Origin of the sequence: Arthrobacter globiformis (assembly GCF_003261175.1) — a bacterium.
Taxonomy (GTDB): Bacteria; Actinomycetota; Actinomycetes; order Actinomycetales; family Micrococcaceae; genus Arthrobacter; species Arthrobacter globiformis_A.
On record NZ_QLNP01000038.1, the window covers coordinates 1 to 12,818 of the forward strand.

Consider the following 12,818-nt stretch of genomic DNA (forward strand, 5'->3'; position numbering starts at 1 on the left):
CCGCGCCGACATCGAAGCAACCCGCGCCCGCCTCGGCACCAACGTGGACGCCGTCGCCGACAAAGTCACCCCCTCCAACATCGTCCACCGCCAAACCAGCAAGGTGAAGGACGCCGTCTTCGGAGTCAAGGAGAAAGTCATGGGCACCGCAGAACACGCCACCCACAGCACCACCGGCAACCTCCACCACGCCGCCCACACCACCACCGGCGGGGTCCACCAAGCCACCGACGCCGCCGGGAACGCCCTGCACGGCGCCGGCGAAGCGATCGCCGACGCACCCCAGAAAGTCGCCGCCAAAACCCAAGGCAACCCCCTCGCCGCCGGACTGATCGCGTTCGGCGCCGGGCTCCTCGTCTCCTCCCTGATTCCCCCGAGCCAGAAGGAACGCGAAGCCGCCGACGCCCTGAAGACCGCGGCCGAGCCGATGACCAGCCAGGTCACCGAGGCGGCCAAGGACATGGCCCAGGGCTGGAAGGAACCCGCCCAGGAGGCCATGGAACACGTCAAGGCCACCGCCGCCGACGCCGCCCAGCACGTCAAGGACGAAGGCCAAACCGCCGCCTCCGACGTCAAAGCCACCGCCACGGACGCCAAGGACCACGTCCAGAACACGTGAGCCGGCATGAGCCTGGCTCATTCGGCAGGACCGGAACGCTGGCCAACGCACCGGCTCCTCAGCATCGCTGCCCGTTTGGATGAGCTGCGGATCAACCGCAACCTCACGCACCTGGGCCTGACCAAGGGGTCGCTGGATGTGCTGGAGGCGGTGGCGGACCTCGAGCCCGTCTCCGTCTCCGATCTGGCCGCCCTGCTCTGTGTTAGCAAGCAAAGCCTGGGCAGGGTGGTCCGCCGCCTGCAGGGACTTGGCTTCCTGAGCAGGGAACGCAGCGATGACCGGCGCTATACCGACATCCGGCTCACGCCAGACGGACGGAAGGCACTGGCGACTGCAGAGACCCTGGTCCAGGGCCTAACGCAGAGCAGGCCGGATACAGAGTCCGCCCTGCGCCTCGACCTGGAACGCTACATCCGCGACCTGCGGATGTAGCGTTCCGCTCTGTCTGACACTGACACCAACTACACGCTGCAACCGCCCGATACCATCCGCCGGCCGCACCGCTGCCGCCGGCCTAGGAGAACCATGAAAAGACCCGATCCGCGCGGTCCCGTCAGCGCCGAGCTCATCGACCTTCTGACCCGCCGTCCAGGAGCTGATCCGGCAGCACACTCAGAACTGCTCGTACTCGCGGCCGAAGCTGCGAGACTCACGGATGACATCCTCGATGACGACGATCTCCAGCTCGCGCTGTTTTGCCTCTACGAACTGCACTATGGAGGCGTGGAGGGAGTGGATGACGCGTGGGAATGGGAACCCGGGCTGATCGCCGTCCGTCGGCTTCTGGAAGAACCGTTCGAACAGGCCTTGCGCTCTGCCGCGCTCGTGGCCGCTGGACCCCCGTCAGAGACCCCGGCTGCCGAGGGCAAACCGGACAGCGACGCAGTGGCGGACATGCTGTTTGCACTGGCTGCGCAGGATAGCGGACCCAGCCTCTCCCGCTACGTGGCCAAGAAGGCGACGGCCGAACAGCTGGCAGAATTCCTCATTCACAAATCCATCTACCAGCTCAAGGAGGCCGACCCCCACACCTGGGCGATCCCGCGGTTGGCCGGGCGCCCCAAGGCCGCCCTCGTGGAGATTCAGGCGGATGAGTATGGAGGCGGCCGGCCGCACCGGATGCACAGCGCGCTGTTTGCCCGGACCATGCAAGGGCTGGGACTCGACACCAGCTACGGCAGCTATGCAGACGCTGTTCCAGCCGTGGCCCTCGCTTCGGTGAACATGATGTCCCTGTTCGGACTGAACCGCCGGCTGCGCGGCGCGATCACGGGTCACCTTGCGATTTACGAGATGACATCGTCCCGCCCCAACCACCTGTATGCCCGGGGCTTCCGCCGCCACGGTTTTGGTGCTGACGTCACGGAATACTTCGACGAACACGTCGAAGCCGACGCCGTCCACGAACAAATCGCCGGCCGGGACCTCGCGGGAGGGCTCGCAGAGGCAGAACCACAGCTCCTCGAGGACATCCTGTTCGGGGCGACGGCGGCTCTTGCCGTCGACGCCCGCCTCACCGCCCACATCGTGGAAGCGTGGGAAGACGGCAGGTCCTCGCTGCGGACGCCCCTCCTCGCAGCGGCGTGAGGGCAACACCAGAAGGCGCGGGACCGGACACGGAGTACATCCTCCCCCTGCGCTGGGCAGAGGACTCGGGCGTTGAGGAGCTCGCGGCATACATCTCGGAGCTCGCCACCTGGACCCGGGTAACTGTGGTGGACGGCTCCCCCGCGGAGTTGTTCGCCCGGCACCGGGTGCTGTTCCCGGCGTCGGTCCGTCACCTCCCACCCGACGCCACCCGTGGCGGCAACGGCAAGGTGGCGGCGGTTCTGACAGCAGTCAGGCGGAGCACCGCCGAGCGGCTGGTGATTGCCGACGACGACGTCCGCTACACACGTGAGGGGCTGGCCGAAGCATTCGCCGCCCTAGACGACGCCGAACTGGTCCGCCCGCAGAACTACTTCGCCCCGTTGCCCTGGCACGCACGCTGGGACACTGCGAGGACTCTGATTAACCGTGCGTTCGCCGGGGACTTCCCCGGCACCCTGGCAGTCCGCCGGTCCGCACTGGCAGCCACGGACGGTTATGCGGGTGTGCTCTTCGAGAACCTGGAGCTCATCCGGACCGTCACTGCTGCCGGCGGCCGCGAAAAGCAGATGCCGGCGTTGCTGGTTGCCCGGAGGCCGCCCACAAGCCGCCACTTCTTCAATCAGCTCGTCCGGCAGGCCTATGACGACTTCGCCCAGCCCGCACGGCTGTTCACCGAGCTTGCCGCGCTGCCGGTCCTGGCAGTGGTGCTGGCGCAACGGCGAGTACCGCGGGCCCTGTGGGTCCTCGCGCTGGCCGGCGCCGCCGTCGGGATAGCGGAAATCGGGAGAAGGCGCGACGGCGGCACGGCCGCCTTCCCGGCGGACACCGTCTTGTTTGCCCCGCTCTGGGTCCTCGAACGGGCAGTCTGCGTCTGGCTGGCCCTGGCGCTGCGCGCCGGCGGCGGGGTTCCCTATGCGGGCGCCAGGATCAAAACGGCCGCCCACTCCCAAGCCGCGCTCAGGTGCCGGCACGGAGGGAAAATCCAGCCGGTCCAAGGGACCCACAACCAGAATGGAACACAACATGGATCATGAGACCAAGCAGCCAGGCGACTCCAGCTCCGTGGTGCTCTGCCCCGACGGGCCGATTCTGATCCGGGGAGACTTCGAGATTGTTACCCCGTCCGGCGATCCGGTCCCCCGGCAAAGAACCACGGTTGCGCTTTGCCGCTGCGGCGCCTCAGCCATCAAGCCTTACTGCGACGGCTCCCACAAGCTGATCAAATTCCGCACCGATGCCTGACTTCGCCCCTCTGTATCTTGCGCCGCCCGGAGGGAGTAGGCTCAGAAGCAGAGGCGGAGCAACCCTCTAAAAGCGGAATCCCGCAGCGCGGGGTTCCTGTGGTCGCGTCCGCCGCTTTCGTAACGCATGGACCGCGGACACTACAAGTCCGCGGTCGTCCCCGGACTTTGTATCCGGCCGTAAAAGAGGACCGGGGCAACCCGGTTCCCAGTGGATCGAGGCACGCGATGGCCGCCGAGCCGGGCCAGTCGCCGACGTCCGGACAGTTCCCTTCGCCGACCCTGGAGCAGTTGCAGGACCTTCTGCTGGAAAGCCCTGGGTTTGACGAATTCCTCCTCGAACTGACGGTTTTTTCTGCCGCCAAATTGGCCGCGCCGGAAGCGATGCTGTGTGCCATTTCCGTGGAGCGCGACGGGCGGCCCGTCACAGTGGCCAGCAGCAGCGACACGGCCAAGCGGATGGATGAAAAACAATACGGGTTCGACGACGGCCCCTGCCTCACAGCGCTGAGGGAAGACCGGAGGGTGCTGGTGGAGGACCTCACAACGTCCGGACGGTGGCACCGGTACGCGCAGGCTGTAACTCACGACGGCGCCGCGTCCATCCTCGCTGTTCCCCTCGACGCAGGCCCTGGCGCTGCGGCAGCCTTGAACTGCTACGCCCTCAATACGGACACGTTCAATACAACGGCGATCGCCGCGGTGGAATCATACGCCGTGTCTCTTTCCCGTATTCTCCGCCTGGCCCTGCGTGTTCACCGGCCGGCTGTGCACCCAGAAGGGCTGCACGGCGCCCTGCAATCCAGGGCCGTCATCGACGCCGCCCTCAGCCTGGTGATGGTCCAGACGCGCGGCAGTCGCGAGGAGGCCGCAGTGGTTCTCCACGAAATGGCTCAATCCAGCAAACAACGACTGAAGCAGATAGCAACGGACATCCTAAACGGCGCAAAGCTTCCGGAGCGGGAGGTCCACGATGGCGATAGGCACCGGTAAGCCCACCGGCAGCGGCAGCAGGACACCTGACTATGATGGAGAGCACCTGCCGGATGCACCTCGCAGGGGGACGATTTCCATACTGACGACATGTGAGGCCCGCCTGTGACGCAGAAGCACCAAACGGCAGGCGAACTGCCCGAGATCTTTGCCAGGGTGGCGGGTCTCCTGCTCACGGAACCAGTAGTGGACAGGGCGGTGGCCAGCATTGCCCAGGCCGCCCACGAAACCTTTGCCGGCAGCGTCGGTGCCGGCGGGACGCTTATCGACGCCCATGGCCGGCCAACCAGCACGGCCTCGACGAACAGCCTTGTGGAGGAGGCGGACCGGCTGCAGTACGACCTCGGGGAGGGACCCTGCCTGGCAGCCTGGGCCGGGGCTCGTGCTGTCCGCGTGGACGATCTCCGGCAGGAAGAACGCTGGCCGCAGTGGAGCGCCGCGAGCGCCCGCTTCGGCCTGCTGTCCTGCATCAGCGTCCCGATGCTGGTGCCCGACGTGACCGGGGGAAACGAACCGGAAGCAATTGGAGCCCTGAAAATCTACGCAGACCGGCCCCATGCCTTCGACGAGCACAGCGAGCAGGTCCTGTCCCTCCTGGCTGGGCCAGCGGCACTTTTCCTGTCCAACCTCCAGGCGCGGGAACGCGCCGCCCACCTCAGCGATTCCCTGAAGGATGCCCTGCACAGCCGGAGCCTTATCGACATGGCCAAGGGCATGCTGATGGAACGGTTGCGAGTGAGCGAACATGGTGCCCTGCAGGTCATGATCACGCGGTCGCGCGCGGAGGAAGTCCTCCTCAGCGACGTGGCCCGCAACATCATCGAACCTTCCACGGACCCCCGAGCCGGACGCCATGAGCGTTGACAAGGAGGGAGAGGCGCAAAGAGAGCGGACCGCCAAGGCATTCCGGCACGCAGAGCTTGAAATCGACGACCTTTGGATGCACTACTTCAGCATCGGTGGCGACGCCGGCGCGCTGGAGATCGAGGCGTACCTGCACGGTTCGTACATGCTGCGCCCTATCCAGCGGGACCTGCTGGACCACGCCATCTACGAATTGGGTAACTCGCACGGGGACTGAGGCGGGACTTGGAGGAGCAGGGCCGTGGCTCCCACGTTAGTCCCGCCGTCGTCAGTTAACAGCGCCGTCGCCCTGGCGGGCGGCCGTCGGTAGTCAGTTCCGCGCGCGTCAGCGGGGCTGTTGCGACGGATTGTTGGGGACGCCGTGCGAGGGCGGATTGATGGACGGTCCCGATGTTGCCGGGCTGACCTTGGAGCCGGTCTGGGTCTGGCCCACTTCCGGGGTGTCCGGAGCGGAGGTGCCGCTGGGCTGCGCGCCTCCCTTTAGAGCCTCCAGGCGGTGCTCCAGTATCTGCACCACCGGAAGCCTGTTGCCATGCGCCCGCTCGTACTCCAGCAACTGGCCCACGCCGCCCTCGTCGAGCCCCGAGATCCGGGACGGCAGGGTTCCGCTGGGGATGTGGTCGTAATCCGCGAGGGGCAGTTCATCGTGTCCAGGAATATCGTTCATTGAAGCAACCTCCTAAAACAACAGCCTGCGTTGCCAGCAAGGACGGCAGGCACCGGTCAGTCTTGCCAAAATAGCAGTGATCGTGCCGGAGCATAAGTCAGGCGCTCCTGACCGCGAGCGCAGCCAAACCCCGCCTATGGAGCAGCCAGCCGCCAGGGATGAGTAGCAGGCTGACGGCCAGGAACCCGAGGTCCCACGCCAGCGGGCCGCCCAGGTCGTCCCGGACGTGGTGGATCTGGAGCAGCTGGTGATCCACGAGGCCTTCCACGACGTTGAAGATCCCCCAGCCCGCGATTACCAGGCCGAAATGAAAGCTCCAGTTAGGTGCGAGCCTCCCCCGGCGCCAGGCGCTGATGGTGACAACCGACGCCGCGAGGACCAGGAACCACATTGCGAGGTGGAAAAACCCGTCCACGAGCGTGTTCACTTCCAGTCCGGGCACCGTGTCCACCGGATGATCGTGCGTGTTGCTCACCATGTGGTGCCACTGCAGGATCTGGTGGAGGACGATGCCGTCCACAAAGCCGCCCAGACCCAGGCCGAAGAGAATGCCCCCCGCCTTGGACGGGGGAATTCCGGCTGCTCCCTGGCTGCGTCCTTGTCCGGTCATAGGCGTACGCTACCCCACGGTCTTCCGGCATCCCGACTTCATGGATAGTCTGAGGTGATCAGCAGCCTGTTTTCTTCGCGCGGGCCGATGATGGTGGCTCGTGCAGGAGGGCTGTCAGCTCCACCCGCAGCTGGCCCGTGCGACACTGGCCAGGGGCCTCTTTCCCCTAGGAACTGCATTATGTCCGGCCCGCTCTGGCCGCCAGCGGGGGCGAGGAGCAGGTGACCCTGGGAGTGGCGCAGCTCCTCACCGCCGGGACGGGTGCGCAGAGGCAGCGCCAAACGATGATGAACAACCAGAACCTAACCGCGGTGGTGCTGGACGCCATCAACTGCACGCACGGGACGCCGGCACGCCGCGTAGCCGGTCCCGGCGCCTCCAAGCCAGCTGAGTAACTTCGACAGGAGCACCGATGGACATTGACGATGGCGTTCGCGACTATGTCGACGTCCACACTCCCCTGATGCTGGAGCGGCTTACCGAGTGGGTCCGCATACCCTCGGTAGCCGGCGTTCCTGAACGGAAACACAACCTGACCCGGTCAGCCAACTGGCTGGCCGGAGAACTGCGCGACGTCGGGTTCCCCACAACGGAGATCTGGGACGGGGCCGAGGGTCCTACTGTCTTTGCCGAATGGTCCGAATCCCCGGACGCCCCCACGATTCTTATCTACAGCCACCATGACGTCCGCGCCGTCAAGGAGGAAAACTGGGACCAGACCTCCCCGTTCGACCCCGTGCCGCGGGACGGCCGCCTCTACGGCCGGGGAAGTTCGGATGCGAAGGGCCAGGTCATGGCCCACATCTGGGGTCTCCGCGCCCACCTTCACGCCACCGGGCGCACGGCCCCGGCCGTGAACCTCAAGGTGATCGTCGAAGGAGAGGAAGAGGCCGGCTCCCCGGGACTGGCAGACATCCTTCGGGAGCACCGGTCGCAGTTGGAGGCGGACGCGGTGATCTTCTCCGACACCCTGCTGTGGCGGGCCGGCCATCCGGCGCTCTGCACCAGCATCCGCGGCATGCTCGGGGCCAGGCTCGAGGTCTACGGTCCGCTGACAGACATTCACAGCGGCGCGGTATCCGGCACCGCGCCCAACCCTGCCTTCGAGCTCAGCCACGTGCTTGCGCAGCTGCATGACCAAAAAGGCAGGATCACGCTCCCGGGCTTCTACGACGACGTCGAGGAGATTTCCTCCCGCCGCCGCGCCGAACTGGCCGCACTCCCGTTTGACGCGGAGGACTGGCTCGAGCGTTCCCATACCCGCAGCATCGGCGGCGAGGAAGGCTACACGGTCCCGGAGCGGCTGTGGGAACGTCCCGCCGTCGAGGTCATTGCGATGGCGGCCGGGGACCCCATCGGCGTTGCCCGGGCAGCGGTTCCCTCGATGGCGTCGGCGGACCTCAGCATCCGTACCGTCTCCGGGCAGAAAGTGGACGAAGTCGCTGACCAGCTCCGGCGCTGGGTTGCCGCGACCATCAGTGACCGCTACGCCTACGAGCTGTCGATCGAAACCGAGACCGCCCAGGAAGCCTACCGAACGCCGGACTGCGCATATGTTGACGCCCTCTCAGTGGCTATGGCAAAGGGCTTCGGAGCTAGCGACGTGGGGCGGATGGGAAACGCGGGCGGCGGACCCGCCGAACTTCTCTCCTCCGCACTGAATGTTCCGGTGGTTTTTTTCGGGACGGGGCTGGTGGAGGACAACTGGCATGACAGCGACGAAAGCGTCAACATCGACGTCCTGAAGGCGGGCGTGGCGACGCTGGCGGTTCTCTGGGACGAGCTGGGGCGGCAGCGAGGCTGATCCTGCTCGCCGGCACGAGGCCTGGCCGCTCCGACCAAAACGCAATGGTCCTGTTCAGACGGATGGGACAGCTTGACGGCGCGCCCAGCACGGACTAAACAATAAGTAGCCTTAGTAATTGTCAACGTCCTGCACGAGGAGGAATTGCCATGAGCGACAAGCCAGGTAACCAGACGCCGAATACCCCCAACGTCAGCGAAACCGATCTGCGGGAAATGAAGGTGGATGAGCTCCGCAAGGAGGCGAAGGACGAAAACGTCGGCGGAACCTCGAACATGCGCAAGGAAGAACTGGTGCAGGAAGTTGCCAAAGCCCGTTCCCAGGGCGAGGGCAACAACGACGGCGGCGCTGACCCTGATGATCTGGGCGCCGGGCCCGAGGGTGGCAAGATCCGGCACGGAGACGCGTCATCCAGCTCGTTGAAGTATTCGCAGGAGGTCACCTCCACAGAGGACGAACCCGAACGGGAGGGCCGCAGCCTGGCCACGACGCACCACGAGGTCATCAGGCAGTGGGCCGAGGAACGCGGCGGAAGCCCTGCGACGGTTGAAGGCACCGAACACGGCGACCATCTCGGCGTGCTGCGCATAGATTTTGGCGGCGACGACAGCAACCTGCGCCGCGTCAGCTGGGAGGAATGGTTCAAGACGTTTGACGGCCGAGGCTTGAATTTCATCTACCAGGAGCAGCGCACGGACGGAACGCAGTCCAACTTCTTCCGTCTTGAAAACCCGGAACGTGAAGACGCCTAGGGGCGCCCCGGTCCTGCGGATCGGGCTCATCGCCCTACTCGCGCTTTCCGGTTGTGCACTTTCGGGTTGCGCACCGGAGGGAACGGCGGCCTCTCTCGCAGCTGAAGAATTCCACCGGGACGTGGTCAAATCCGACATGACCGCGGCGTGCTCGCTGCTCCAGTCCAAGACGCGGGAGGAGACAGCGCGCTCCGGTGATGCTGGCAGTTGTGAGGGCCAACTGGAAAAGGCCCAGTTCACGGACCCGGGAAAGCTCCTGAGCACCGAGCAGTACGGCCGGAACGCCTTCGTGGAGTTCGAGCACGACACCGTCTTCCTGGCCGCCTCCGACGCGGGCTGGAAAATAACGGGTGCCGGTTGCACCCCCAACGGGGAAGAAGCACCGTACACCTGCGAAGTGGGAGGCAAATAGAATGCGCTGGAGCTTTGCCCTGTATCTCATCCTGATCTTCGGCGGACTGGCCTACATGGCGGCCATCGGGCTGATTCGGGGATAGGCGGACCGTGAAAAAAGCACTCAGAAACAACGGCCTCAGCCTCTTCTTCGGCCTCATCTTCCTCCTGGCCCTGCTGGGCCAGGCGCTCACCGGCCACGCCCTCTTCAATGAGGAGCAGGTGGCCTCCGGGCTGGAGGAAATCAGCTTCGCGCAGTACCTGGTGTCGTCGAACTTTGCCGTGGACGTCTCGGAGAACTGGCAGTCCGAGTACCTGCAGTTCCTGCTTTACATCTTCGCGACCATCTGGCTGGTGCAGAAGGGGTCTCCCGAGTCCAAGGAACTGAACGAGCCCGGCCCGGAGTCGGACAAAGAACAGCTCGTGGGCGAGTACAGCAACGCGAAATCCCCCAAGTGGGCGCGGGTTTCCGGCTGGCGGCAGACCCTGTACTCCAACTCGCTGGGACTCACCATGGGGCTGATCTTCCTCCTGTCCTGGCTGGTCCAATCGATTGCCGGGAACAGCAACTACAACCAGGAACAGATCCAGAACTTCCAGCAGCCGGTCAGCTGGGGCGAGTACATCGCATCGCCGGAGTTCTGGAACCGGACCCTGCAGAACTGGCAGTCCGAGTTCCTCGCCGTCGGTTCCATGGTGGTCCTGTCGATCTACCTCCGCCAGCGCGGCTCCCCGGAGTCCAAGCCCGTGGGCTCGGCGCACGACGACACAGGCACCACCGGCTAGCTAGCGCCGCCTCACAGCCCGTCGACTGCCCAGCCTTCCTGGTAATCCGGATGGTCCTTGTAAACGGCGGCGAGGGACATCAGGACGTACTCGCTGGTGGCGCCGATGGCGGTGGGGACATCGGTGACCAGCGGGACGTTCCCCAGGATGGTCCGTTTGGCCGCGCATTCCGAAAGCACGCGCCCGGGAGTGAACCAGCCGACGACGGGCCCCGCCGATCCCTCCGTCTCCAGTCCCCGCCGGGCATCCGCCTCGTCCTCGGCGATCCGCGCTTCCAGGAAATCGATCAGGTCGGCCATATGAAGTCCCTCGCATTCAGCTTGTCTGGGTGATGGTGGTTGTGTTGGACCGTCAATCGGGTCGGAACAGCGTCAGGCGTCCTCCTTCGGGCGGTGCCGTCTCTGCGGACCGAGCGGAACAACCACCACCGGGCGGGTCTGCCGGTGCGTGAGGTGGACCGCCACCGAGCCGAGCAGCAACTGCTCCAGCCGGGCCCCCACCCTGCCTTCGCGCGTGCCCACCACAATGACCGAGGCATCCGCCGAATCGGCCAGCCGCGCCAGCGCCCGCGCGGGTTCCCCGACAAGGGTCAGGAGCGACCAGCGGATTCCGGCCTTGCCGAGGACGGCCTGCAGGTGCTCCCTCAGATGGGCGCTCGTTTGCTCTGCGTCGTCAACCGCTCCCTCCTGCCCGGCGGTTTGCAGCAGGTCCTGGTCGTCCCGTTCGTTGCTGAGGTAGGAGGTGATGTCCACATAGGCACAGATGAGCTTGACGTTCAGGGAGTACGCCAACCGGGCGGCGCTTTGCACGACGGCGGACGGCTGGCCGGGCACGACGCCGGCCACCACCGGGCCGGCAATACGCTGGGGGACGAATTCGTCCTCCCCGCCCGGGGAACCGGCCTTCCTTGCTGGCTCATTCATGAGTGATGCCATTCCACACTGTCCTCACGGCAGATCGGGGTGACTCTCATTGCCAGCCTACTAGGACCCACTGGCACCGGCGGGCAAGCAGGTGGAGGATGGTCGCATGGCGGAACGTGGAAGTCGCACGCAGGTTGCTGTTGCCGGCTGGCTCTTCGGGTCCGTCACCGTTGTGCTGGGTCTGGTCATCCACGCTCTGTCCGGCCATCCCGTGCCTGCGTTGCCGATCGTCGTCGCCACCGCCGCGCTGCTGAGCCTGGCCGGCACAGTCGTCACCCGCTTCGGTGTTCCGAACTGGGCCCTGCTGGTGCTGGCCGGAGTTGGACAGCAGGTCATTCACTGGGCATTCGCATTCTTTTCCAACCCGTTGGCCACCACCACCCTGGCCGCCCACGGACATGCAGATGCAGCGCAGTTCACCGGTCCCGGCCTGCTGCTTGGAGGTGCGCCAACCCAGCCCCTGCACGTGCTGCTGTACGCACACGTTGCCGCGGCGCTGCTGACAGGTCTGCTTGTTCAGCGGCTGAATACATCGGACCCGAAGCGGTTCAGCCCGGGGGCCGCGGCGTACCCCAGATAGGGCAGGCCGAAGGTGTCCTCGATGCTGGCCAGCAGGCTGTAGTGGCTGTACAACCGGTCCGAGGTGGTGCCTGCCCTGGCCAGCGGTGAAAGCACCAGCGCCCCGATCCGTCCGCCCGCCGCTCCTCCGGGCACCGCGGCGTCCGCGCGTTCCTTCCCCTCCGCCTCGTCGAAGGTGATGACCAGCATCCCGTCCTGCTTGTACGCCGGCGAGGCCAGGATCTCCGGAACATGCTCGCGTAGCCATGCGTCCGCGGACACCAGGCCACCTTCCCGCCCGTCAACGCATGGGTTGTCGTGCCCGTCATTGCACAGGTTGGGGCTGATGTAGGACAGGTTCGGTGTGGTTGCCACGGCTTCGAGATCGGTGGCGAGGTTTGAGAAGTCGACGTCGTTGGCTTGGCACTCGGGCGACGACGTGATCGCGGCAAAGTACACGAACGGGTTGTGCCGGGTGGCGTACTGGCTGCCCTCCTGGGCAGCATGGTTCGAATCCGGGGCGCCCGGCTCCGGATGGAGGCACGGGGTGCCCATATCCTCCATGTAGCCCTTCCAGGTCTTCCCTGCCGCGCTCAACTGGCCGGCAACGGTCTGCACGGACTCGGGGTACACGCAGCCCCGGCCTTTCGCCTGGCCCAGCGGTGCCGTGCCACTCGAGTCAAACGGCTCATAGCCCGGGCAGTCGCCCTTGGTGGCGGCGTTTGGGCGCTGTCCCGAAATCTGGGCGATGTAGTTGGGTAGGGAGGCATGCCCGATTGCGTAGTACCGGCTCAGCAGCACGCCTTGCGGGCGCAGGGTCTGGGACAGGTACTTTGCATCCGACTGGTCGTTCCAGACATCCCGGAAGGACTTGTTCTCCAGGTTGACCACGAACACGTGCCCCGGCCTTGCCGCCGTGGGCGACGGCGACGGACCAGCTCCGCAGGCAGTAAGGCCCGTGAGCGCGGCCACCACCAGCCAGCGGTTAATCAGGGCAGCTCGCATTGAATCCTGCCTT

19 protein-coding genes are annotated in these 12,818 nt (G+C 65.8%); 14 read left to right on the forward strand and 5 right to left on the reverse strand.

Features of this window, described 5'->3' with window-relative positions:
- From DBZ45_RS03070 to DBZ45_RS03105, 8 genes are all read left to right on the forward strand, one after another.
- Positions 1-619, forward strand: a 619-nt coding sequence (locus DBZ45_RS03070; RefSeq protein ID WP_111902501.1) for a DUF3618 domain-containing protein, incomplete at its 5' end; no start/stop codon positions are given.
- A gap of 6 nt (positions 620-625) precedes the next feature.
- Positions 626-1,051, forward strand: a complete 426-nt coding sequence (locus DBZ45_RS03075) for a MarR family winged helix-turn-helix transcriptional regulator (RefSeq protein ID WP_111902502.1) — start codon at positions 626-628, stop codon at positions 1,049-1,051.
- 93 nt (positions 1,052-1,144) lie between these two features.
- On the forward strand, positions 1,145-2,206 hold the full coding sequence (locus tag DBZ45_RS03080; protein ID WP_111902503.1) for an iron-containing redox enzyme family protein: 1,062 nt from the start codon (positions 1,145-1,147) through the stop codon (positions 2,204-2,206).
- Positions 2,203-3,243: a glycosyltransferase gene (locus DBZ45_RS03085; RefSeq protein WP_190242980.1), complete on the forward strand. Its 1,041-nt coding sequence runs from the start codon at positions 2,203-2,205 to the stop codon at positions 3,241-3,243. Before DBZ45_RS03080 ends, DBZ45_RS03085 begins: the two co-directional genes overlap by 4 nt.
- Positions 3,233-3,451: a CDGSH iron-sulfur domain-containing protein gene (locus DBZ45_RS03090; RefSeq protein WP_111902504.1), complete on the forward strand. Its 219-nt coding sequence runs from the start codon at positions 3,233-3,235 to the stop codon at positions 3,449-3,451. Before DBZ45_RS03085 ends, DBZ45_RS03090 begins: the two co-directional genes overlap by 11 nt.
- 227 nt (positions 3,452-3,678) lie before the next feature.
- The gene (locus DBZ45_RS03095; protein WP_111902505.1) at positions 3,679-4,443 is read left to right on the forward strand and encodes a GAF and ANTAR domain-containing protein; all 765 of its coding nucleotides are present in this window, start codon (positions 3,679-3,681) and stop codon (positions 4,441-4,443) included.
- Between the two features lie 105 nt (positions 4,444-4,548).
- The gene (locus DBZ45_RS03100; protein ID WP_111902506.1) at positions 4,549-5,307 is read left to right on the forward strand and encodes a GAF and ANTAR domain-containing protein; all 759 of its coding nucleotides are present in this window, start codon (positions 4,549-4,551) and stop codon (positions 5,305-5,307) included.
- Positions 5,297-5,524, forward strand: coding sequence for a hypothetical protein (locus DBZ45_RS03105; RefSeq protein ID WP_111902507.1), 228 nt, complete (start codon positions 5,297-5,299; stop codon positions 5,522-5,524). Before DBZ45_RS03100 ends, DBZ45_RS03105 begins: the two co-directional genes overlap by 11 nt.
- A gap of 108 nt (positions 5,525-5,632) precedes the next feature.
- Here DBZ45_RS03105 and DBZ45_RS03110 read toward each other — a convergent pair whose 3' ends face one another.
- Both DBZ45_RS03110 and DBZ45_RS03115 read right to left on the reverse strand, forming a co-directional pair.
- Positions 5,633-5,974, reverse strand: a complete 342-nt coding sequence (locus DBZ45_RS03110; protein WP_111902508.1) for a hypothetical protein — start codon at positions 5,972-5,974, stop codon at positions 5,633-5,635.
- A 97-nt stretch (positions 5,975-6,071) separates the two neighbouring features.
- Positions 6,072-6,584 carry a DUF2243 domain-containing protein gene (locus DBZ45_RS03115; protein WP_111902509.1) on the reverse strand — a complete coding sequence of 171 codons (513 nt, stop codon included), beginning with the start codon at positions 6,582-6,584 and terminating at the stop codon, positions 6,072-6,074.
- Positions 6,585-6,805: 221 nt separating this feature from the next.
- On the opposite strand from DBZ45_RS03115, the gene DBZ45_RS22800 reads away from it, so the two are divergent.
- The 5 genes from DBZ45_RS22800 (at position 6,806) to DBZ45_RS03135 (ending at position 10,319) form a co-directional block, all read left to right on the forward strand.
- Complete coding sequence (locus DBZ45_RS22800) at positions 6,806-6,979, forward strand: hypothetical protein (RefSeq protein ID WP_190242981.1); 174 nt, start codon at positions 6,806-6,808, stop codon at positions 6,977-6,979.
- Positions 6,980-6,996: 17 nt separating this feature from the next.
- Positions 6,997-8,388, forward strand: coding sequence for a M20/M25/M40 family metallo-hydrolase (locus DBZ45_RS03120; RefSeq protein ID WP_111902510.1), 1,392 nt, complete (start codon positions 6,997-6,999; stop codon positions 8,386-8,388).
- Positions 8,389-8,537: 149 nt separating this feature from the next.
- Positions 8,538-9,140, forward strand: a complete 603-nt coding sequence (locus DBZ45_RS03125; RefSeq protein ID WP_111902511.1) for a Rho termination factor N-terminal domain-containing protein — start codon at positions 8,538-8,540, stop codon at positions 9,138-9,140.
- Positions 9,127-9,552 (forward strand): hypothetical protein, encoded by a 426-nt coding sequence (locus DBZ45_RS03130; RefSeq protein ID WP_146617433.1) that lies wholly within the window; start codon positions 9,127-9,129, stop codon positions 9,550-9,552. The genes DBZ45_RS03125 and DBZ45_RS03130 overlap by 14 nt, the downstream gene beginning before the upstream one ends.
- A gap of 92 nt (positions 9,553-9,644) precedes the next feature.
- A complete protein-coding gene (locus tag DBZ45_RS03135; protein WP_111902513.1) occupies positions 9,645-10,319 on the forward strand; it encodes a DUF6766 family protein in 675 nt (224 codons plus the stop codon).
- A gap of 11 nt (positions 10,320-10,330) precedes the next feature.
- Here DBZ45_RS03135 and DBZ45_RS03140 read toward each other — a convergent pair whose 3' ends face one another.
- Both DBZ45_RS03140 and DBZ45_RS03145 read right to left on the reverse strand, forming a co-directional pair.
- Positions 10,331-10,618 carry a DUF6221 family protein gene (locus DBZ45_RS03140; RefSeq protein ID WP_111902514.1) on the reverse strand — a complete coding sequence of 96 codons (288 nt, stop codon included), beginning with the start codon at positions 10,616-10,618 and terminating at the stop codon, positions 10,331-10,333.
- A gap of 72 nt (positions 10,619-10,690) precedes the next feature.
- The gene (locus tag DBZ45_RS03145) at positions 10,691-11,242 is read right to left on the reverse strand and encodes a universal stress protein (protein ID WP_223256894.1); all 552 of its coding nucleotides are present in this window, start codon (positions 11,240-11,242) and stop codon (positions 10,691-10,693) included.
- Positions 11,243-11,348: 106 nt separating this feature from the next.
- Here DBZ45_RS03145 and DBZ45_RS03150 point away from each other — a divergent pair, with 106 nt between their 5' ends.
- Entirely contained in the window at positions 11,349-11,822 is a 474-nt protein-coding gene (locus DBZ45_RS03150; RefSeq protein WP_111902516.1) for a hypothetical protein, read from the forward strand.
- On the opposite strand, the gene DBZ45_RS03155 is transcribed toward DBZ45_RS03150, so the two are convergent.
- Positions 11,759-12,805 carry an alkaline phosphatase family protein gene (locus DBZ45_RS03155; RefSeq protein ID WP_111902517.1) on the reverse strand — a complete coding sequence of 349 codons (1,047 nt, stop codon included), beginning with the start codon at positions 12,803-12,805 and terminating at the stop codon, positions 11,759-11,761. The two genes, DBZ45_RS03150 and DBZ45_RS03155, sit on opposite strands and share 64 nt — an antisense overlap.
- Positions 12,806-12,818: the final 13 nt, after the last annotated feature.